At 71.7% G+C, this 19243-nt stretch carries 17 protein-coding genes; 13 read left to right on the top strand and 4 right to left on the bottom strand.

The features are described from left to right. Positions 1-7: 7 nt before the first annotated feature. The 8 genes from RL72_RS07145 to RL72_RS07110 all read left to right on the top strand — a co-directional run bounded on the left by RL72_RS07145 (position 8) and on the right by RL72_RS07110 (position 8157). A complete protein-coding gene (locus RL72_RS07145; protein ID WP_082072232.1) occupies positions 8-1003 on the top strand; it encodes a 1,4-dihydroxy-2-naphthoate polyprenyltransferase in 996 nt (331 codons plus the stop codon). Positions 1004-1083: 80 nt separating this feature from the next. Continuing rightward, positions 1084-1755: a TlpA family protein disulfide reductase gene (locus tag RL72_RS07140; RefSeq protein WP_082072230.1), complete on the top strand. Its 672-nt coding sequence runs from the start codon at positions 1084-1086 to the stop codon at positions 1753-1755. Between the two features lie 24 nt (positions 1756-1779). Next, complete coding sequence (locus tag RL72_RS07135; protein ID WP_175491256.1) at positions 1780-2541, top strand: cytochrome c biogenesis CcdA family protein; 762 nt, start codon at positions 1780-1782, stop codon at positions 2539-2541. A gap of 51 nt (positions 2542-2592) precedes the next feature. After that, positions 2593-4395, top strand: a complete 1803-nt coding sequence (gene resB, locus RL72_RS07130) for a cytochrome c biogenesis protein ResB (RefSeq protein ID WP_045250131.1) — start codon at positions 2593-2595, stop codon at positions 4393-4395. A gap of 9 nt (positions 4396-4404) precedes the next feature. After that, positions 4405-5397 carry a c-type cytochrome biogenesis protein CcsB gene (ccsB, locus tag RL72_RS07125; RefSeq protein WP_045250130.1) on the top strand — a complete coding sequence of 331 codons (993 nt, stop codon included), beginning with the start codon at positions 4405-4407 and terminating at the stop codon, positions 5395-5397. Between the two features lie 46 nt (positions 5398-5443). Further along, on the top strand, positions 5444-6622 hold the full coding sequence (locus tag RL72_RS07120) for an SLC13 family permease (RefSeq protein WP_045250129.1): 1179 nt from the start codon (positions 5444-5446) through the stop codon (positions 6620-6622). A gap of 27 nt (positions 6623-6649) precedes the next feature. Beyond that, a complete protein-coding gene (locus tag RL72_RS07115) occupies positions 6650-6946 on the top strand; it encodes a DUF2277 domain-containing protein (protein WP_045250128.1) in 297 nt (98 codons plus the stop codon). An 89-nt stretch (positions 6947-7035) separates the two neighbouring features. Then, complete coding sequence (locus RL72_RS07110; RefSeq protein WP_082072229.1) at positions 7036-8157, top strand: AI-2E family transporter; 1122 nt, start codon at positions 7036-7038, stop codon at positions 8155-8157. A 53-nt stretch (positions 8158-8210) separates the two neighbouring features. On the opposite strand, the gene RL72_RS07105 is transcribed toward RL72_RS07110, so the two are convergent. Together RL72_RS07105 and RL72_RS07100 are read right to left on the bottom strand one after the other, a co-directional pair. After that, positions 8211-10199: a YhgE/Pip family protein gene (locus RL72_RS07105; protein WP_248700407.1), complete on the bottom strand. Its 1989-nt coding sequence runs from the start codon at positions 10197-10199 to the stop codon at positions 8211-8213. Continuing rightward, positions 10196-12988, bottom strand: a complete 2793-nt coding sequence (locus RL72_RS07100; RefSeq protein ID WP_045250127.1) for an MMPL family transporter — start codon at positions 12986-12988, stop codon at positions 10196-10198. Before RL72_RS07100 ends, RL72_RS07105 begins: the two co-directional genes overlap by 4 nt. A 138-nt stretch (positions 12989-13126) precedes the next feature. Between RL72_RS07100 and RL72_RS07095 the strand changes: the two genes are divergently transcribed. Next, on the top strand, positions 13127-13747 hold the full coding sequence (locus tag RL72_RS07095) for a TetR/AcrR family transcriptional regulator (protein ID WP_045250126.1): 621 nt from the start codon (positions 13127-13129) through the stop codon (positions 13745-13747). Between the two features lie 99 nt (positions 13748-13846). Here the strand turns inward: RL72_RS07095 and RL72_RS07090 are convergent, their stop codons facing one another. Then, on the bottom strand, positions 13847-14830 hold the full coding sequence (locus tag RL72_RS07090; protein ID WP_045250125.1) for an o-succinylbenzoate synthase: 984 nt from the start codon (positions 14828-14830) through the stop codon (positions 13847-13849). Positions 14831-15050: 220 nt separating this feature from the next. On the opposite strand from RL72_RS07090, the gene RL72_RS07085 reads away from it, so the two are divergent. The 4 genes from RL72_RS07085 (at position 15051) to RL72_RS07070 (ending at position 18557) form a co-directional block, all read left to right on the top strand. Then, entirely contained in the window at positions 15051-15374 is a 324-nt protein-coding gene (locus RL72_RS07085; RefSeq protein ID WP_045250187.1) for a PadR family transcriptional regulator, read from the top strand. A 15-nt stretch (positions 15375-15389) separates the two neighbouring features. Continuing rightward, positions 15390-16412: an HAAS signaling domain-containing protein gene (locus RL72_RS07080; protein ID WP_045250124.1), complete on the top strand. Its 1023-nt coding sequence runs from the start codon at positions 15390-15392 to the stop codon at positions 16410-16412. A 9-nt stretch (positions 16413-16421) separates the two neighbouring features. After that, entirely contained in the window at positions 16422-17339 is a 918-nt protein-coding gene (locus RL72_RS07075; protein WP_045250123.1) for a 1,4-dihydroxy-2-naphthoyl-CoA synthase, read from the top strand. A gap of 99 nt (positions 17340-17438) precedes the next feature. Then, positions 17439-18557 carry an AMP-binding protein gene (locus RL72_RS07070; protein ID WP_045250122.1) on the top strand — a complete coding sequence of 373 codons (1119 nt, stop codon included), beginning with the start codon at positions 17439-17441 and terminating at the stop codon, positions 18555-18557. On the opposite strand, the gene RL72_RS19135 is transcribed toward RL72_RS07070, so the two are convergent. Next, the gene (locus RL72_RS19135; RefSeq protein WP_156156727.1) at positions 18468-19064 is read right to left on the bottom strand and encodes a hypothetical protein; all 597 of its coding nucleotides are present in this window, start codon (positions 19062-19064) and stop codon (positions 18468-18470) included. The genes RL72_RS07070 and RL72_RS19135 overlap by 90 nt on opposite strands. Positions 19065-19243 lie beyond the last annotated feature (179 nt).

The raw sequence follows: 19243 nt of genomic DNA, 5'->3' as shown, positions 1-19243 counted from the left end.
TTCCGGGGTGGCGAACCGCAAGTCCCAGAACCGCACCAAGAAGACCGCGTCCGCGTCTGCACGTCCGGTGACGCGCTCCCGCTCCGGCAATCCCGCCAAGCGCCCCGTCGAGGCGCAGGCGCCGGTCACCGCGGGCGACTGGATCGGCGCGGCGCGTCCGCGCACGCTTCCCCTCGCGATCGCTCCCGTGCTGGTCGGCACGGGAGCGGCCCGGCTGGGCGATCCGCAGTTCCACTGGGTCATCGCGCTGGCGTGCCTCGCCGTCGCCGTGTGCCTGCAGATCGGCGTCAACTTCACGAACGACTACAGCGACGGCGTGCGCGGAACCGACGCGCACCGGGTCGGCCCCGCGCGCCTCACCGCCTCCGGGCGGGTGAGCGCGAAGAGCGTGCTGTACACGGGTCTCGCCTTCTTCGCGCTCGCCGCGATCGCGGGCGTGGGGATCGTGATCCGCACGCAGCAGTGGTGGATGATCGCCGTCGGCGCGGTGTGCATCGTGGCGGCCTGGTTCTACACCGGCGGCAAGCGCCCGTACGGCTACAACGCGCTCGGCGAGGTGTTCGTGTTCGTGTTCTTCGGGCTGGTCGCCACGCTCGGCACCACCTGGGTGCAGTCGCTGAAGCTGCCGCAGGAGGCCTGGATCGGGGCCGTCGCCGTCGGTCTCTTCGCCTGCGCGGTGCTGCTCGCCAACAACCTCCGCGACATCGACCAGGACCGCGTGGTCGGCAAGCGCACGCTGACCGTGGTGATCGGCCGGCGCGCGACGCAGATCCTCTACACGCTGTTCGTGATCCTGCCGTTCCTGGGGCTCGTGCTGCTGGCGCTGTTCTATCCGGTCGCCTGGATCGGACTGCTCGCGCTGCTCGCGATCCTGCCCGCGGTCGTGATCGTGTGGGCGTACGGCAAGCCCGGCGAGCTCGTGATCGCGCTCGCCCTCACCTCGCTCGGCACGCTGCTCTACGCCGGGGCGCTGTTCTGGGCGTTCATCGCGAACGCGGTCTGACGCGGCGCCCACGCCCCGCAGGGGACCCCGCCCAGCCCGCGCCCACCGGGTGCATAGAGTCTTTTCGTAGGATTCAGAGCATGCCTCTGAGTTCGTCGCGCCCGTCCGCGCCCCTCGGGACTGCGTCCGATCGTCCGCGCGCACGCCGCCGGCGGCCGCGCACCGCGACGGCGGGCGCCCTGGTGCTCGGCGCCGTGCTCGCCGCAGGCCTCGCGGGCTGCGCCGCCGATCCGGTGGCCGACCAGTACCGCAACGGCGACAACAAGGGCTACATCGGCTCCGACGGCATGCGCGTCGAGGAGATCAAGCCGGGCGACCGCACCAAGCCGGTCGCCTTCTCGGGCACGCTGGAGAGCGGCAAGAAGTTCAGCAGCGCCGAGATCGCCGGCGACGTCGCGGTCGTGAACTTCTGGTACGCCGCGTGCGGACCGTGCCGGGTCGAGGCGAAGGACCTCCAGGCGGTGTGGCAGAAGTTCGACGGCAAGGGCGTCTCGTTCGTCGGCGTGAACACCTACGACCAGGCCGGCACCGCGGTCGCGTTCAACGACAAGTACGGGGTGACCTACCCCAGCATCATCGACGTGAACACGGGCGACGCGAAGTACGCCTTCGCCGAGGTCACCTCGATCCAGGCGACCCCCACGACGCTGGTCCTGGACAAGCAGGGCCGGGTGGCCGCCCGCGTGATCGGGCCGATCGGATCCGCCTCCATCCTGGAGACGCTCGTGCAGGACGCCCTGGATGAGAAGTGACGCGCGAGAAGTGAATCCGATCTCGTGAACATCGACGCCATCGTCGGCACCGGCGCGCTCTGGGCGGCCGTGCCCGTCGCCATGCTCGCCGGGCTCCTGTCGTTCCTCTCGCCCTGCGTGCTGCCGCTCGTGCCGGGCTACCTCGGCTTCGTCGGCGGCGCGGTGAGCGGCGCGCGACAGCGCCAGGACGGCACGGCCGACGCCCCGACCCGTCGTCAGATGGTGCTCGGCGTGCTGCTGTTCATCCTGGGCTTCACGCTCGTCTTCATCCTCATGGCGGTGGTCGGGGGAGCGGCGGGCGTGTTCCTGCTGCGCTGGGGCGACGTGATCACCCGCGTGCTCGGCGCGGTCATCATCGTGATGGGCCTCGTGTTCGTCGGCGTGTTCGGCGTCGCGCAGCGCACGATCCGGATGAACGTCTCCGGTCGTGCCGGCCTCATCGGTGCCCCCCTGCTCGGCATCGCCCTGGGAATCGGGTGGAGCCCCTGCCTCAGCCCCACGCTGTCGGCGATCGTCGCGCTGTCGGTCAACGTCGGCGACGTGAGCCGGGCGGTCTGGCTGGGCGTCGCCTACTCGCTCGGACTCGGGATCCCGTTCCTGCTCGTCGCGCTCGGCTTCGGCTGGGCGACCAGGTCGGTCTCGTTCCTGCGCCGCCACGTGCGCGTGGTCAACATCGTCGGCGGCGCGCTGCTCATCGTGCTGGGCCTGCTCATGGTGACCGGGGTCTGGAAGACGATCATGTCGAGCATCGGGGCGGTGGTCGGCAGTGTCGAGCTCCCGCTCTGACCGTGGGCCGGGCACACGGCTGCTGAGCCTTACGAAGCACAGGGATCGAACGTGACGAACCAAGACACGAAGAAGAAGGCGTCCGCACGAGGGGACTCGACGGATCCGCTGCGCCCCGGCGACCACATCGACGCGGTGGCGGAGCCCGTCGACGGGGGCGTGGAGTCGCCACGGCTCGGCGTCGTCGGCTGGCTGCGCTGGGGCTGGCGGCAGCTCACCAGCATGCGCACGGCCCTCGTGCTGCTGCTCATCCTCGCGATCGCCGCGATCCCCGGCTCGATCTTCCCGCAGCGGATGGCGGATCCGAACGGCGTCACGCAGTACAAGGTCGACCACCCGGATCTGTTCCCGATCATGGATTCGCTGCAGCTGTTCGACGTCTACCTGTCGGCGTGGTTCTCGGCGATCTACCTGCTGCTGTTCCTTTCGCTCGTGGGCTGCGTGATCCCGCGCATCAAGCATCACTTCAAGGCACTGCGTTCGCGCCCTCCCCGCACGCCGGTGCGGCTGTCCCGTCTCGACGACCATCGCGAGGCCGTACGCACCGTCTCCGGCACGGATGCGCAGGCCGCCGCGGCCGAGGCCGTCGCGATCGCCGAGAAGCAGCTGCGCGCGCTGCGCTACCGCGTCGAGCGCTACGACGACAAGCGCGGGTTCTCCGTGTCGGCCGAGCGCGGCTACGCGCGGGAGACCGGCAACCTGCTGTTCCACCTGGCCCTCGTCGGCGTGCTCGTCTCGGTCGGCGTGGGCGGCAGCTTCGCCTACACGGGGCAGCGCGTGGTCGTGCAGGGCACGAGCTTCGTGAACACGCTCCTGGACTACTCGTCGATGAACCGCGGCCGCTTCGTCTCCGACGACGCCCTCGCCCCGTACCGGATGACGCTGGACTCGTTCGACGTCACGTACCAGCCCTTCGAGAAGGGCAGCCCGTCCTCGGGACTGGCCGGCGACTTCTCCGCGAACGTCTCCGTGACGGAGCCGGGGCAGAAGCCGCGCGACGCCTCGGTGCAGGTGAACCACCCGCTCGGCATCGCCGGAGACCGCGTCTACCTGCTCGGCAACGGCTACGCGCCCACGATCACCGTCAAGAACGCGAAGGGCGACGTGGTCTACCACGACTCCGTCCCGTTCCTCCCGCAGAACAACAGCACGATGATGTCGATCGGCATCGTCAAGGTCGCCGACGGCCTGCCGGAGCAGCTCGGCCTGCAGGGCTTCTTCTACCCGACGGCGGGACAGCTCGCCTCCGGCGCGCTCACCTCGGTGTATCCGGCGCTGGTGAACCCCACGCTCACGCTCAACGTCTATGCGGGCGACCTCGGCATCGACGACGGCACGCCGCGGTCGGTGTACGTGCTCGACACCGCGAAGATGACGCAGCTCACGGGCGGCAAGACCGGCGTGAAGTCGATCGAGCTGGCCCCGGGGGAGACCACCGCCCTGCCGAACGGGATGGGCACCATCACGTTCGAGAACGAGGCGCCGAAGGACGCGAAGGACTACGCCCAGTCGGTGAAGCGCTACGTCTCGCTGCAGATCCATCACGACCCCTCCGAGCAGTGGGTGCTCGCTTTCGCGGCGCTCGCCGTGCTCGGCCTCGTGCTCGCCCTCTTCGTGCCGCGGAGGCGGATGTGGGTCAAGGCCGTGGTCGTCGACGGCGCCGTGCACCTGGAGTACGCCGGGCTGGCCCGCGGCGAGGACCCGACCCTGGCCGCGGCCGTGGAGGACCTCCGCGACGGTCACGCCCGCCTGCTCGACGCCGCGGGAACCACCGCGGCGGTCGCGGAGACCCGCGGCACCTCCGAACCCGATGGCCCCTCCGAGGCCGATGACAGCGGAATTCCGCGGAAGTAGGCTGACAGCATGAACTTCGACTCGATGTCGATCCTGACGATCTGGACGGCTGTCGCGATCTACGCGGCCGCGTTCATCGCCTACGCGCTCGATCTCGCCCGGCGCTCCCAGGCCGCCGCGGACGCCAAGGTCGCCGTGCCGGAGCGCGAGCTCGTCGGCGCGGCGGTGGGCGGCTCCTCGGCGTCGTCGTCGGGTGGGGCCGGCACCGCCTCGGGCGCCGAGGCCGCGGCCCCGCCGCGGTACGTGATGGCCCGCATCGGCACGGCGCTCACCACGCTCGGCTTCCTGTTCCACCTGGCGGGCGTCGTGCTGCGCGGCATCGCCGCGGGCCGGGTGCCGTGGTCGAACATGTACGAGTTCTCCATGACCGGCACGCTGCTGATCATCGCCGTCTACATCGCGGTGAACATCTGGTACGACCTGAAGTACCTGGGCACGTTCATCGTGGGTCTCGTCGTGGTGCTGCTGGGCGGTGCCGCCACCGGGTTCTACACGCAGGTCGTGCCGCTGGCGGATCCGCTCAAGAGCGTCTGGCTCGTGATCCACGTGTTCGTCGCATCGCTCGGCACGGCCTTCTTCGCCCTCGCCTTCGCGCTGAGCGTCTTCCAGCTCATGCAGGCCCGCCGCGAGTCCCGGATCCTGGCCGAGGCGTCCAAGCCCGGGCCCCGGTTCCTCGCGACGCTGCCGACGGCCGACCGGCTGGAGAGCCTCGCCTACCGGTTCGCGACCGTCGGCTTCATCCTGTGGACGTTCACGCTGATCGCCGGATCCATCTGGGCCAACGACGCCTGGGGCCGGTACTGGGGCTTCGACACCAAGGAGACCTGGACGTTCATCATCTGGGTGCTCTACGCGGGCTACATCCACGCGCGCGCGACGCGCGGCTGGCGCGGATCCCGCTCGGCCTGGCTCTCGATCGTCGGCTTCGCGGCGGTGCTGTTCAACTTCACCATCGTGAACCTGTTCTTCAAGGGCCTGCACGTCTACTCGGGTCTGAGCTGAACCGGCGGCGCACCGCGCCGTGCGGCCGGGCCGCGGGGCGCGCACGATGAAGGCGGGACGCCGCAGGCTGCGCCCGGGGGCGCTGCTCGTGATCCTGCTCGTGATCGTCGCTGCCGTGGTGGTGGCGACCGGGATCCTGCCCGCCGCGGACGCGGGGGCGCTCGCCGGGCGGACCGCCCCGGTGCTCGGGTTCGTGGTCGCGATCACGATCGTCGCCGAGCTCGCGCGGGACGCGGCGGTGTTCGACGTGGTCGCGCAGCACCTGGCCCGTTGGGGTCGAGGACGTGTGCTCGCGCTGTGGGGCGCGGTCATCCTGCTCGCGGTGGTCAGCACGGTGTTCCTCTCGCTGGACACGACCGCGGTCATCGTGACGCCGGTGGTGGTGCTGCTCGCCCAGGGCGTGGGCGTCTCGCCCCTGCCCTTCGCCCTCGCGACCGTGTGGCTCGCCAACACGGCGTCTCTCCTGCTGCCGGTGTCGAACCTGACCAACCTGCTCGCCGCGTCGAGGATCGGGGCGGATCCGGCGGCCTTCCTCGCCCTGAGCTGGGCGCCGGCGCTCGCCGGGGTGCTCGTGCCGGTCGCGATCCTCACGATCGCGCACCGCAGGACGCTCCGGGGCCGCTACACGGCTCCGCCGCAGGCCCGCCCGACGGATCGCGTGCTGTTCGTGGTCTCGGCGGTGGTGCTCGTCGCACTGCTGCCGCTGCTCGCCCTCGTGCAGGAGGTGTGGATCCCCGCCGCGGCGGCCGCGCTGATCCTCGTGGTGGTCTTCGCGTTCCGGCGGCGCCGGGCCCTGCGCCTCGCGCTCGTGCCGTGGCAGGCCCTCGGCCTCGCGGCCGGGCTGTTCGTGATCGTGGAGGCTGCGCACGCGCGCGGGCTCGCCGCGCTGCTCACCCCGCTCGCCGCGGACGGCCACGGCGTGGGGGAGCTGCTGCGCGTCGCGGGCATCGGCGCGCTCGCGGCCAACGGCATCGACAACCTTCCGGCCTACCTCGTGCTGGAGCCGCTCGCGGCGCACGACCCGGTCGCCCTGATGGCGCTGCTGATCGGCGTGAACCTCGGCCCGCTCGTGACGCCGTGGGCCTCGCTCGCGATCCTGCTCTGGCACCACCGGATCACCGCCCTGGGCGTGACCGTGCCCTGGGGGCGTTTCGCACTGGGGGGGCTCGTCGCGGCGGCGTCCACCGTGCTCGTCGCCGTGCTCGCCCTCGCGGCCGTTTCCTGATCCGCGGATCCGGGTTATCGTCGCGGCATGTGCCGGAACATTCGCTGCCTCCACAACTTCGAGCCGCCGACCACCGATGACGAGGTGCGCGAGGCCGCCCTCCAGTTCGTCCGCAAGGTGAGCGGCTCCACGCATCCGTCGCGGGCGAACACACCGGCGTTCGAGCAGGCGATCGACGAGATTGCGCAGGCCACCCGCCGCATGCTCGATCAGCTGGTCACGAACGCCCCGCCGAAGAATCGCGAGGCCGAGGCGGTCAAGGGACGCCAGCGGCACGAGAAGCGCATGGAGCGCGAGGTCAGGATCCGTACGGCGAGCGTCTAGCGGCCCGCGTCGTCGGCGGCCCTCGTGATCCGCGTCGTGCGTGCCATACGCTCGACGAAGAGCACGACGACACGGCACGAGGGGGCAGCATGCGCAGACGTCAGGTCACGATCATCACGGGAGAGCCCGGTCCGTCGGCCGGCGGGGTGCGGATCGAGCCGTTCACGTTCGGTCTCGTCGGGGCGCTCGGGGTCCTGGTCGCGCTCCTCATCGGCACGATCGTCGGGCAGCTGTCGACGGTGCTCGTGTACATCGGCATCGCGCTGTTCCTCGCACTCGGGCTCGACCCGATCGTGCGGCTGATCGAGAGGAAGCTCCCGCGCGCCGCGGCCGTCGCGATCGTGGTCGTCGTGGTGGTGCTGGCCTTCGCCGGGATCCTGCTGGCGATCGTGCCCATCGTCGTGCAGCAGATCGCGCACCTCGTCGAGACGGGCCCGAAGATGATCGACGATCTGCTGCGCAGCGACTGGTACCGCCAGCTCGCCGCGCAGTACGGCGACTCGTTCAGCCAGGCGGTGGACGGGATCGCGAAGTTCTTCAAGGATCCGGCCAACATCACCAAGATCGGCGGCGGTGTTCTCGCCGTCGGCGCGGGCATCGCGGGCGGGTTCACGGGCTTCACGATCGTGCTGATCCTGACGCTGTACTTCATGGCCTCCCTGCGGACGATGAAGCGCACCGCCGCCCGCTTCGTGCCGGCGTACCGGCGTCCTCGCTTCACCGAGCTCGTCGAGGACGTGTCGGGTGCGGTCGGCCGCTACGTGATCGGCCAGGCGAGCCTGGCGCTCATCAACGGCGTCCTGAGCCTGATCTTCCTCACCATCATCGGGGCGCCGCTGCCGGCGCTGCTCGCGCTGATCGCGTTCATCGGCTCGCTCATCCCGCTCGTGGGGACGCTGACCGGATCCATCATCAACTCGCTCATCTGCCTGTTCGTCTCGCCGCTGACCGCGCTGATCGCCTTCGCGTACTACCTCGTCTACATGCAGATCGAGGCCTACGTCATCAGCCCGCGCATCATGAGCAGGGCCGTGGCCGTGCCCGGTGCGCTCGTCGTGATCGCCGCGGTCGGCGGCGGCGCGCTCGGCGGCATCCTCGGGGCGCTCGTCGCGATCCCGGTCGCGGCGTCCGCGATCATCATCATCCAGAAGGTGCTGTTCCCGGCGCAGGACGCGAAGCTCGTGCCGCCGGACCAGGCCCGCACGGCCTGACCGACGAGACGGCGGGCGCGGCACCGAGGAGCGTGCCGCGCCCGCCGTCCGGATCAGACGGCCGGGGCCAGGATCGCCCTGGTCGAGGTGGTGCGCCGCGCGGTCACAGCGAGGGTCGTGGCGACGAGCGCGAGGACCGTCCACACCACAAGCGCGGCGACGGCGGATCCGGTGCCCTGGTCGCCCAGCAGCGCGGTCGCCGCCGGCGAGGTGGGCAATGCGCCCGCGATCGTGGCGAGCCATCCGGGCAGCGTCGAGATGATGCCCGCGCCGAGAGCGGCGACGCCGATGACCGCGGCGATCCAGCGGCCGATCCCGCCGAGCACGGCGACGAGCGCCTGGTTCACCGCGGCGAACGCCACGCCGGCCAGCACCGCCACGCCCGCGAATGCCCACCAGCGCGCCGGGTCGTACTTAGCCACGATCTCCACCACGAGCGCGACGAGCAGTCCCTGACCCGCGCCGAGCGCTGCGGCGGGGGCGAAGGCGCGCAGGGCGAGCAGCGCCGATGGGCGGCGCGACGTGAGCGCACGCGCCGTGAACGCCCGCATCACGAGGAACGACACGAGTCCGCCGAACCACAGCACGACGGCCGCGAGCAGCGGGATCGCCGTGGGGCCGAACATCCCGCCCGAGGTGTCGGCCTTGACCGGATCCGCGACGACCTCGGCGAGGGATGACGCCTGGCTGTCGGTGCGCTTCGGGAGCGAGTCCGCCGCCTGGTGGAGTCCCGTGGCGAGGCCCGCGGTGCCGGTCGCGAGCGATCCGACGCCGGTGCTGAGCTGGGCGGCGCCGTCGGCGAGCTGCGTCGCGCCGGACTGCAGGCCGGTCGCGCCGGTGGCCAGGTTCCCTGCACCGGTCGCGCTCTGCGTGGTGCCGTCGGCGAGCCGACCGAGACCGTCGGAGAGCTGGTTCACGCCGTCGGCGGCGGCACGGAACTGACCCGCGATCGTCGATGTGGCTTGCGTGTTGAGCTGGGTGAGCCCGCTTGCTGTGCCGTTCGACGCGGCGGCGGCAAGGGCGGCGGGCCCCTTCGGATCGGCCAGAGCTGCGGCTCCTGCGGCGGAATTCGCGAGTTCTTCGCAGAACGTGGCGCTGGCGACCGCAGAGCAATTGGCGGAGAGTTTGGACAGCCCGGCGGAAAGTGAGTCGATGCCGCTCTTGGTGGCCGCGGATGCCTGTGCCGCCCCGTTCGCCCCTGCAGAAAGCTCGGCCGGCACGAGCCCCTGCGCCTGCAGAGCGTCCGCGCCCTGCGCGAGCTGTGCGCCCGCCTGGTTCGCGCCGGTCTGCGCCGACGTGATCCCGTTCGCGATCGTGCCGAGGCCGTTCGACAGCTGGGAGGCGCCGTCGGCGAGCTGCCCGGCGCCGTCGGCCAGCTTGGTCGCGCCGTCGGGAAGGGCGGCCGCTCCGGTCGCGGCCGACTTCGCGCCGTTCGCGAGCTTGTCGGCGCCGTCCGCCGCCTCGCCGATCTTGTCGCCGAGGGTGCTGAAGCCGACCAGCACGTTCTGCAGGGTGCTCTTGGAGATCTCCGTGCCCATGGTCGACGCCGCGGTCGCGGCGATCTGGTTGGCGATCAGTCCGTCCGCGGCGCGCGCCTGCGGCGCCGTCGTCACCGAGATCGTTGCCTTCTCCGCCGGCTTCGAAGGATCCTGCACGGCGCTCCCGCCCGACACCGCGGCGGCGGAGAAGCCCTTCGGGATCCGGACGACGGCCTGGTAGGTGCCGTCCTTGAGTCCCGCCGTCGCGTCCTTCTCGTTCGAGACGACCCAGGTCAGGTTCTCGTCCTTCTTCCCCGTGCCGTCCACGAGCCCGGCGGAGAGCTGACGCCCGAGCGGGGCGAGCTGGCCGTTCACGGTCACCGGCTCGTCGTCGTTCACGATCGCGGCGGTCATCGTGTCGAGCCGCTGGGTGGGGTCCTGCAGCGCGGCGACGAGCACGCCGCCCAGGATCGCGGGCAGCAGGAGCACGCCGATCAGGGTGAGGGCCGTGATCGGCTTGTGCGAACGTGCGCGCTCGATCAGCGCGGACAGGCGGTTCGTCATGCGGACACCTCGTCGAGGTCGGTGGTGGTCTGTGCGGGCAGGTCGGACGACGGCTGCGGGGCGTCGAGATCGCGGATCCGCGGATCGGCCCAGCCGGCGTCGGCGAGCAGGCGGGCGGCGGCAGGTGCGTCCGCCGCGGTGGCGAGCACCGCGAGCGGGCCGCGCTCCGCGGCGTCGCGCAGCATCGCGGAGGCCTGCTCGGACTGGGCGAGCGTCAGGCGGTCGGCACCGTCGATCACGACCAGCGAGGTGCGCCCGCGCAGGGCGTCCCGCAGCTCGTGCAGCGGATCCGCGGACTCGTCGCGCTCCGCATCGACGAGCACGCACCCGACGTGTGCGCGCACCCAGGCGGCCCGCCCGGGCAGCAGATGACCGGCCACGCGCAGCCGGCCCTCGGAGGGCACGCGGGCGGCGACCGCCAGCGCCACGGCGCGGCGCACGGTGCCGTCGCCTCCGGTCAGCACGAGCGCCGAGCCCGCGGGCACCCGCAGATCCAGCCCCTGCACGATGCCGGCGACGGCGAGGCCGTCGGCCGCGACCACGGAGTCGTCGCCCGGCCAGGACGCCAGGTGCCGCTCGCGCTCGACCGCCTCGCCCTCGATGTCGACGCTCGGCAGGATCCGCTCGAGCCAGGCGGGGATGCGCCAGGCGCGCTCGCCGAGGATCGCCATCAGAGCGGGGATCAGGGTCATCCGCACGAGGAAGGCGTCGATCGCGATGCCCGCCGCGAGTCCCAGCGCGATCGGCTTGAGCGACGAGTCGCCCTCGGGCACGAACGCCACGAAGACGGCGAACATGATGAGCCCGGCGGCGGTGACGACCTTCGCGGATCCGGTGAAGCCGCTGCGCACCGCGCGCAGGGCGGCCGCGCGGCGCTCGGCGCGGTCGTCGCTGCGGGAGCCGGCGTCGTGCACGTAGTCCTCGCGCATGCGGGAGACGAGGAAGACCTGATAGTCCATCGCGAGCCCGAACAGCACGCCCATGAGGATGATCGGCATGAAGCTGATGATCGGTCCGACCCGTGCCACGTGCAGCGCATCCGCGAACCAGCCCCACTCGAACACGGCCGACACCACGCCGAATGCGGCGACGATCGAGAGCAGGTAGCCGAGCGCGGCCGTGACCGGCACCCAGATCGAGCGGAACACGATCGTGAGCAGCACGAGCGACAGGCCGATCACGAAGATCCCGAACGGCAGCAGTGCGGCGCCCAACTGATCGGAGATGTCGATCGCGACGGCGGTGAAGCCGGTCACCTTCACGTCGATCCCGAATTCCTTGAGCCATTCGTCGTGATGGGAGCGCAGCTCTCGCACGAGGTCGGCGGTCGCCGGGGCATCCGGGGCGGTGGTCGGGATCACCTGGACGATGCCGGTGTCGGCCGTCTGGTTCGGGGTCGCCAGGGCGATCTCCGCCACCCCCGGCAGCTTCCCGACGGCGTCGCCCAGATCCTTCATCAGGCCCACCGGATCCTTCGAGGTGACGATGGTGCCGGTGAGGATGAGCGGGCCGTTGAAGCCGGGGCCGAAGTGCTCCGCGGTCAGGTCGTAGTTCTCCCGCGCCTCGGACCCCTGCGGCTGCACACCGGAGTTCGGCAGCGCGAGCGCCAGGTTCGCGGCCGGCACGGCGACGACGCCGAGACCCAGCACGATCGCGATCGCCACGAGCACGGGATGCTTCGTGACGCCGGTCACCCAGCGCTCCGAGAAGGGGCGACGCGGACGCGCCTCCTTCTCTCCCTTGCGGGGACGACGCGGCCGCACCGGGCGCCCCGCGACACGTCCCTTCAGGAAGCCCAGGATCGCCGGCGTCAGGGTCACCGCGATGAGCACGGCGATGAGCACGGCGACGGCCGCCGCGATCCCCATCGTGGTGAGGAAGGGGATGCCCGCGAAGCCCAGCCCGACGAGGGCGATCAGCACCGTGATGCCGGCGAAGACCACGGCAGAGCCCGCGGTGCCGGTCGCCCGCGAGGCGGACTCCTCGGGATCCACCCCCGCGCGCACCTGATCCTGATGTCGGGCGGTGATGAACAACGCGTAGTCGATGCCCACGGCGAGCCCGAGCATGAGGGCGAGCAGCGGCGTGGTCGAGGAGACGGGGGCGAAGGCGGTGGCGGCGAAGATCGCGGCCATCGAGACGCCGACCCCGAGGATCGCGGTGAGCAGCGGCATTCCTGCCACGACGAATGAGCGGAAGGCGACGATCAGCACGAGCAGCGCCACGACGAGGCCGATGCCCTCGGTGATCGAGATCGCGGGGATCGACATCGAGAACAGGTCGCCGCCGATGACCGCCCTGGATCCGCTCGGCAGCTCCTTCTCGAGGTCGCTCACGGCGGTGCGCAGCGTGTCCTTGGTGGCCGCCGAGACGTCGGACGCCTGGCCGTCGAACTGCATCCGCACGATCGCGGCGGAGCGGTCGTCGCTCACCATGCCGGTGACGTGCTCGTCGTAGGGGCTGGTCGCCGCGAGCACGCCGTGCACGTCGCCCAGGTCCTTGACGGTCCGCTCGATCGGCGCCTTGTAGTCGGCGTCGGTGACCCGGTCTCCCGGGGCCGCGACGACGATGAACTGCGCGCTCGTGCCGCTCACCTGGGGGAAGGTGCGCTCGAGCTGCTCGAGGCCCGCCTGCGACTCGGTGCCAGGGATCTTGAACGTGTTGTCGGTGCCCTTGCCGAGGGCGAGGGCGGCGCCGCCTGCGATGCCCAGCACGAGCAGCCAGGCCACGAGCACGCGCCAGGGGTGGCGGAACGACCAGCGTCCGAGCGACGAGAGCAGTGTGGACACGGGTTCCTCCGAGGGATGCACGGGCGGGTTCGATACACTTGTGTATTCGATACGTGAATGTATCGTAGAACGAAGGCCGCGGGATAATCTGTGCGCGGGATGTGAATCGCGCAGAGGCGCGCGACGACGGAGGTGCGGATGACCGGCAGTGCGACCAGGAGCCGGGAGAACACGCGGGCACGGCTGCTCGAGGCCGCGGCGCTGGTGTTCGCCGAGGCGGGACTGGACGGCGCGACCGTCGAGGCCGTGTGCGAGCGCGCGGGCTTCACGCGCGGCGCCTTCTACTCGAACTTCGAGTCGAAGGACGAGCTGTTCCTCGAGCTCGCCGGCACGGTCTCGGCCGAGCGGTTGACGGCCGTGCGGCAGCGGGTGACCGAGCTGAACGAGTCGGGTGCGCTCGCCCAGGACTGCGACGCGACCACGCTCGTGCAGCAGGTCATGGACACGGGAAGCGACGACCGCCTCGGCGTCATGCTGCTCAGCGAGATCCGGCTCCGGGCGCTCCGCGACCACGCCTGGGGCAAGGCCTATCTCAAGCAGGAGCAGGAGATGGTCGCCGGCATCGCCCGGATCATCGAGGACATCGTCGCGAGCGGCACGATGTCGCTGCGGGTCGAGCCGGAGATCGCCGCGCGCATGCTCCTCATCGTGTGGGAGGGCATGACCGTGCGCGGCGCGATGGCCGGCCAGGACGACGCGCAGCTGCGACGCACCGGCAGCACCGAGCTCGGCCGCCTGGTGACGCTGCTGCTCGGCTGACAGCGCACCCCTTCCCTCCTTCCGTCTATTTGCGCCAAACCGTGGGATTCGGGCCCTGAACCCCACGGTTTGGCGCAAATAGACGGAAGGGGGCCGGGGTCAGCGCTGTGCGAGGGTGGTGTGGCAGCGGGTCAGGCGTGCGATCCACCAGTCGCGGCGATCGGCGGAAGCCTGGAGGCGGGTCAGGGCGGCCGGATCCGGGATGACACGGGCGGGCGACACCCACCCGGCACGCGGGCGGGCGTCGGCGACGTCGTCGGCGAACAGGGACGCGGTGCCCAGGCCGCAGTCGAACTCGAGCGTGGGGAGCGCCGCGGCCAGCGCCGCCCCGAGCGACAGCCCCACCGCGGTGTCGAGAGCGCTGGAGACGACGGCGGGGAGCCCTGCGTCCGCGACGATGTCGAGCGCGCGGCGGATGCCGCCGAGCGGCTGCGCCTTGACGACGAGCAGGTCGGCCGCACCCGCGCGGGCGACCTCGAGCGGATCCGTCGCCTTCCGCACGCTCTCGTCCGCCGCGACGAGGATGTCCAGATAGCGGATCCGCTCGCGCAGCTCGGCGAGCTCGGCCACGGAGGCGCACGGCTGCTCGGCGTACTCCAGGTCGAAGGGCGCCAGGGCATGGATCGCCCGTTCGGCCTCGTCGACGTTCCAGCCGGCGTTCGCGTCGATCCGGATCCGCCCCTCCGGCCCCATCTCCGCCCGCACGGCGCGCACCCGGGCGATGTCGTCGGCGAGCGTCTGCCCCGCCTCCGCGACCTTGACCTTCGCCGTGCGGCACCCGTCGAAGCGCGCGAGCACGGCCGGCACCCGTTCGGCGGGCACCGCCGGCACCGTGGCGTTCACCGGGATGCGGTCGCGCAGCCCTGCCGGGCGCGGATGCCAGGCGTCGGCGATCGCGGCCTCGAGCCAGGTCGCGGCCTCGTCGTCGCCGTATTCCGGGAAGGGCGAGAACTCGGCCCACCCCTCCGGTCCCTCGAACAGGAGCGCCTCGCGCACGTCCACTCCGCGGAACCGGGTGTGCATCGGCAACGCGACAACCCGCGCGGTCTCGAGGAGCTCGGCGAGGGCGGGGAGGTCGGTCATGCCCCCATCATGCACCCGCGGATCCGCCGACCGGATCCGCCCTGCCCGCAGGTGCGCGCGACGATCTGCACCCCGGGTGACGATCCGCACAGGGATCCGCGCTCGTCGTGTGCGGATCGTCGCACCGTGTGCAGATCGTGGCCGCCTCCGGCGCAGTCGCGGGGTTCGGGGCGAGACGTGCGATTGACAATAGTGTGTGACGCACAATATGGTGTCGAACATGAGCGATGAGGAGTTCGACGGGCATCTGCAGGAGCTGCGGCGCGGAACGATCGTGCTGGCCAGCCTGCGTCTGCTGCGCGAGCCCGGATACGGCTACGGCCTGCTCGAGCAGCTCGGCTCGGCCGGGTTCCCCACCGACGCGAACACCCTCTACCCCCTGCTCCGCCGGCTCGAGAAGCAGGGATACCTGACGAGCGAGTGGAACACCGACGAGGCCCGGCCGCGCAAGTTCTACCGCACCTCCGACGCCGGGCTCCGCCTGGCCGACACCCTCATCCGCGAGCTGGAGGCCATCGCCGCCGCCGCGAAGACGCTTCCCTGACCAGGAGATCCGATCATGACCGAATCCGCCTACGCCGACCGCTACGTCGCCGCCGTCGCCCGCGCCGTGCCCGCCTCCTCGCGCGCCGAGATCCTCGCCGAGCTCGAGGCCTCGATCGCCGAGCAGGTCGAGCCCCGCATCGCCGAGGGAGAGGACCGGGACGGCGCGGAGCGCGAGGTCGTCGCCGCGCTCGGAGAGCCCATCGCGTACGCGTCCTCCCTGCTCGACCGGCCCATGTGGGTGGTCGGGCCCCGCTACTACGCGGCCTGGCTGCGCCTGCTCCGCCTGCTGCTCTGGATCGTGCCGCTGTGCGGGGTCGGCGGCGTGGTGCTCGGTCAGCTCATCGCACGGGCACCCGTGGGCGCGGTCTTCGGCAGCGCCGTCGCGGTGCTGATCCAGACGGTCGTGCACGTGGTGTTCTGGACGACCCTGGTCTTCTTCGTGCTCGAACGCACCGGTTCCACGGGCGACACGATCCTGGACTGGACCCCCGAGCAGCTGCCGCCCACGGCCGAGGCCCGCTCCGGGCGCACGGACCTCATCGCCTCGCTCGTCTTCCTGGCCGTCATGGCCGGCGCGATCGTGTGGGATCGCCTTCTCGGGTTCTTCCCGACGGGCGGATCCCCGATCCCGGTGCTCGCCCCCGAGCCGTGGCCCTGGATCGTGGTGTGGGGGTTCCTCGTCCTCGAAGCCGCGTTCGGCGTCGCCCTCTTCGTGCGACAGCGATGGACGACGGGACTCGCCGTGATCAACACGGTGCTGGCCCTCGCGTTCGCCGCCGCGACGCTCACGCTGCTGGTCCGCGGCGAGCTCGTCAACCCGTCCCTGATCGCGTTCATCACGGAGGCGGGCGGCGAGGGCTTCGCGCGAGGGGAGCGCGCATCGGCGGCGCAGGGCGGGGTGTTCGGGATCCTCGGCGTCGTCGTCGGCTTCAGTCTCGTGCTGTTCGCCGCGTGGGACATCGTCGACGGCTGGCTCAAGCTGCGTCGCGTACGCCGCACAGCGACGCCGCATCCGCGTCCCGGCCGCGCGGAATAGGCTGATCCTGTGACCGACACGCACGTCTCCGACCTGTTCGATCCCGCCGAGTGGACGCTCGCGCCCGGTGCCGGGGAGTACACCGACATCACCGCGCACGTCTCGAACGACGGCCGGATCGCAAGGATCGCGTTCGACCGGCCGGAGGTGCGCAACGCCTTCCGGCCGCACACCGTCGACGAGCTGTACCGGGCTCTGGACGCGGCGCGGCAGGATCCCCGCATCGGCGTGGTGCTGCTCACCGGCAACGGCCCGAGCCCGAAGGACGGCGGCTGGGCGTTCTGCTCGGGCGGTGATCAGCGGATCCGCGGCCGCGACGGCTACAAGTACTCCGACGACGAGAGCGCGGTGCCTGCCGACGCGCAGGCCAGGGCGGGACGCCTGCACATCCTCGAGGTGCAGCGGCTCATCCGCTTCATGCCGAAGGTCGTCATCGCCGTGGTGTCCGGATGGGCGGCCGGCGGCGGTCACTCGCTCCACGTCGTCTGCGACCTGACGATCGCGAGCGCCGAGCACGGTCGGTTCAAGCAGACCGATGCGGATGTCGGATCCTTCGACGCCGGATACGGATCCGCGTACATGGCGCGCCAGACCGGGCAGAAGTTCGCCCGCGAGGTGTTCTTCCTCGCGGAGGAGTACTCGGCCGAGCGTGCGATGCAGGCGGGTGCGGTGAACCGCGTCGTGCCGCACGCCGACCTCGAGCGCGAGGCGGTCGCGATGGCGCGCACGATCCTCACCAAGTCGCCCACGGCGATCCGCATGCTCAAGTTCGCCTTCAACGCCGTCGACGACGGGCTGGTCGGCCAGCAGGTGTTCGCGGGCGAGGCGACGCGCCTGGCGTACGGCACGGACGAGGCCGTCGAAGGCCGCGACTCCTTCCTCGAGAAGCGGGAGCCCGACTGGTCTCCCTACCCCTGGCACTTCTGACGCCATGCCCCAGGGGTTGAAAGCGCGCACGTGGCTGGATCCGCGCCCCGGATGGAGCCATTCGCGCGCTCTGAACGCGAGTCTCGCAGGCGGCCGGGCGTGAGGCTGCGGGGGACCGACGGGGCGGATCCGATCGCTGTGCAGGCGGCGCTTCCTGCCGCGCTCGACGGCACGGCGCCGCTCGCGCTCGGCTTCGAGCCGGGGCCCGACGACGTCGTGCCCGAGGGCACCGCGGCGGTCATCGCGACCTCCGGATCCACGGGCGTGCCGAAGCGGGTCGTGCTCTCCGCCGCCGCGCTGCGGGCGAGCGCCGCGGCCACGGCGGAGCGGATCGGATCCGGGCGCTGGACCCTCGCGCTCTCGGCGGGCTACGTCGCGGGGCTGCAGGTGCTCGTGCGCGCGCACCTCGCCGGCACCGAGCCGGCGCTGCTGGAGGGGCGGTTCGCACCGGGGGCGTTCGTCGCGGCGACCCGCGGCCTCGGCGCGGGACCCCGATACACCTCGCTCGTGCCGGCGCAGCTGGCGACGCTGGTCGACGCCGCCGATGAGCGGGAGGTGCGCGCCGCGCTGGCCTCGTACGACGCGGTGCTCATCGGAGGGCAGGCGCTCCCGCCCGTCCTGCGGGAGCGGGCCGCGGAGGTGGGTGCGCGGATCGTGCGCACCTACGGCTCCAGCGAGACCGCGGGCGGGTGCGTGTACGACGGCGCGCCGCTCGACGGTGTGCGGGCGGAGGCCGTCGATTGTGAGATCCGTCTGACCGGGCCGATGCTCGCCGACGGCTACCTGGGCGATCCCGGCCTGACCGCGCGCGCCTTCGCCGTCGACGCGGACGGGGTGCGCTGGTACCGCACGGGCGACGCAGGCACGGTCGCGGACGGCCGCGTCGCGGTGATCGGCCGCCTCGACAACGTCATCGTGTCGGGCGGGATCAACGTCTCCCTGGACCGGGTCGAACGCGCCGTGCGGTCGGTCCCGGGGCTGGAGGGCGCGGTGGTGGTCGCGGTGGACGACGAGCGCTGGGGCCAGGGCTCCGCGATCGTCGCCGCCGGCCCGGAGGCAGAGGGGGAGGCGCTCCTCGCCGCTGCGCGCGACAGGGTCGCGGCCGAAGTGGGCACAGTGGCGCGCCCCTCACGCATCCTGATGCTCGCCGAGGTCCCGCTGCTCACCTCGGGCAAGCCCGACCGCCGCGCGATCGCCGCCCTGGCGAACGCCCGCTGAGCCGCCCCAGGCCATCACCAGGGTGAGCACCGACACGGTGCCGAGCAGCACCGCGACCAGCGCGACGCGCAGCCCCGTCTCGGCATCCTGGATCAGGGCCTGCTCGTTGATCAGGGACATGTAGATGCCGGCGAGGAGGCCACCGCCCAGCGCAGAGGCGCCGCCGATCCAGAGCAGTCTCACCGACCCCCACGCCGACGTCGCGAAGACCACCGCGAGGATCGCCAGGTCGTAGGCGCCCGGCGAGAAGCCGCACGCCATCTGCACCACGGCGCCGAACCACGCCACGCCGAGGGCGAGCACCGGGGAGAGCCGGCTGATCGCAGCCGCGCCCCACAGGATCACCGCGACCAGCAGCACGAGCAGGTACGACGCGGTGCCGTCGGGGATCCACCGGCTCATGGTGCCGGCCTCAAAGGTGAACGTCAGCGGCAGCGTGAGGAGCAGGCCGACGGCGCTGCCCACGATGTCGAAGACGAGCCAGAAGCGCGGGACGGAGCGGAACACCCCCTCACGGTACGCGATGGGGTCCGCCCCGGTCATCCGCCCGGAGATGTATCCCCGGGCGCGCCGCTCACTGGTCGAAGATGGCGGTCATCCTTCGCGGATACCCGCAGAACGCGACCAGCGAACGGGATGAGGGCGGCCCGGGGATACGTCTCCTGTCTCTTATACACATCTGACGC

This window comes from Microbacterium azadirachtae (assembly GCF_000956545.1).
Taxonomy (GTDB): Bacteria; Actinomycetota; Actinomycetes; order Actinomycetales; family Microbacteriaceae; genus Microbacterium; species Microbacterium azadirachtae.
Note: the sequence above shows the minus strand (reverse complement) of the source record. Positions and strands in the feature narration are given on the sequence as shown.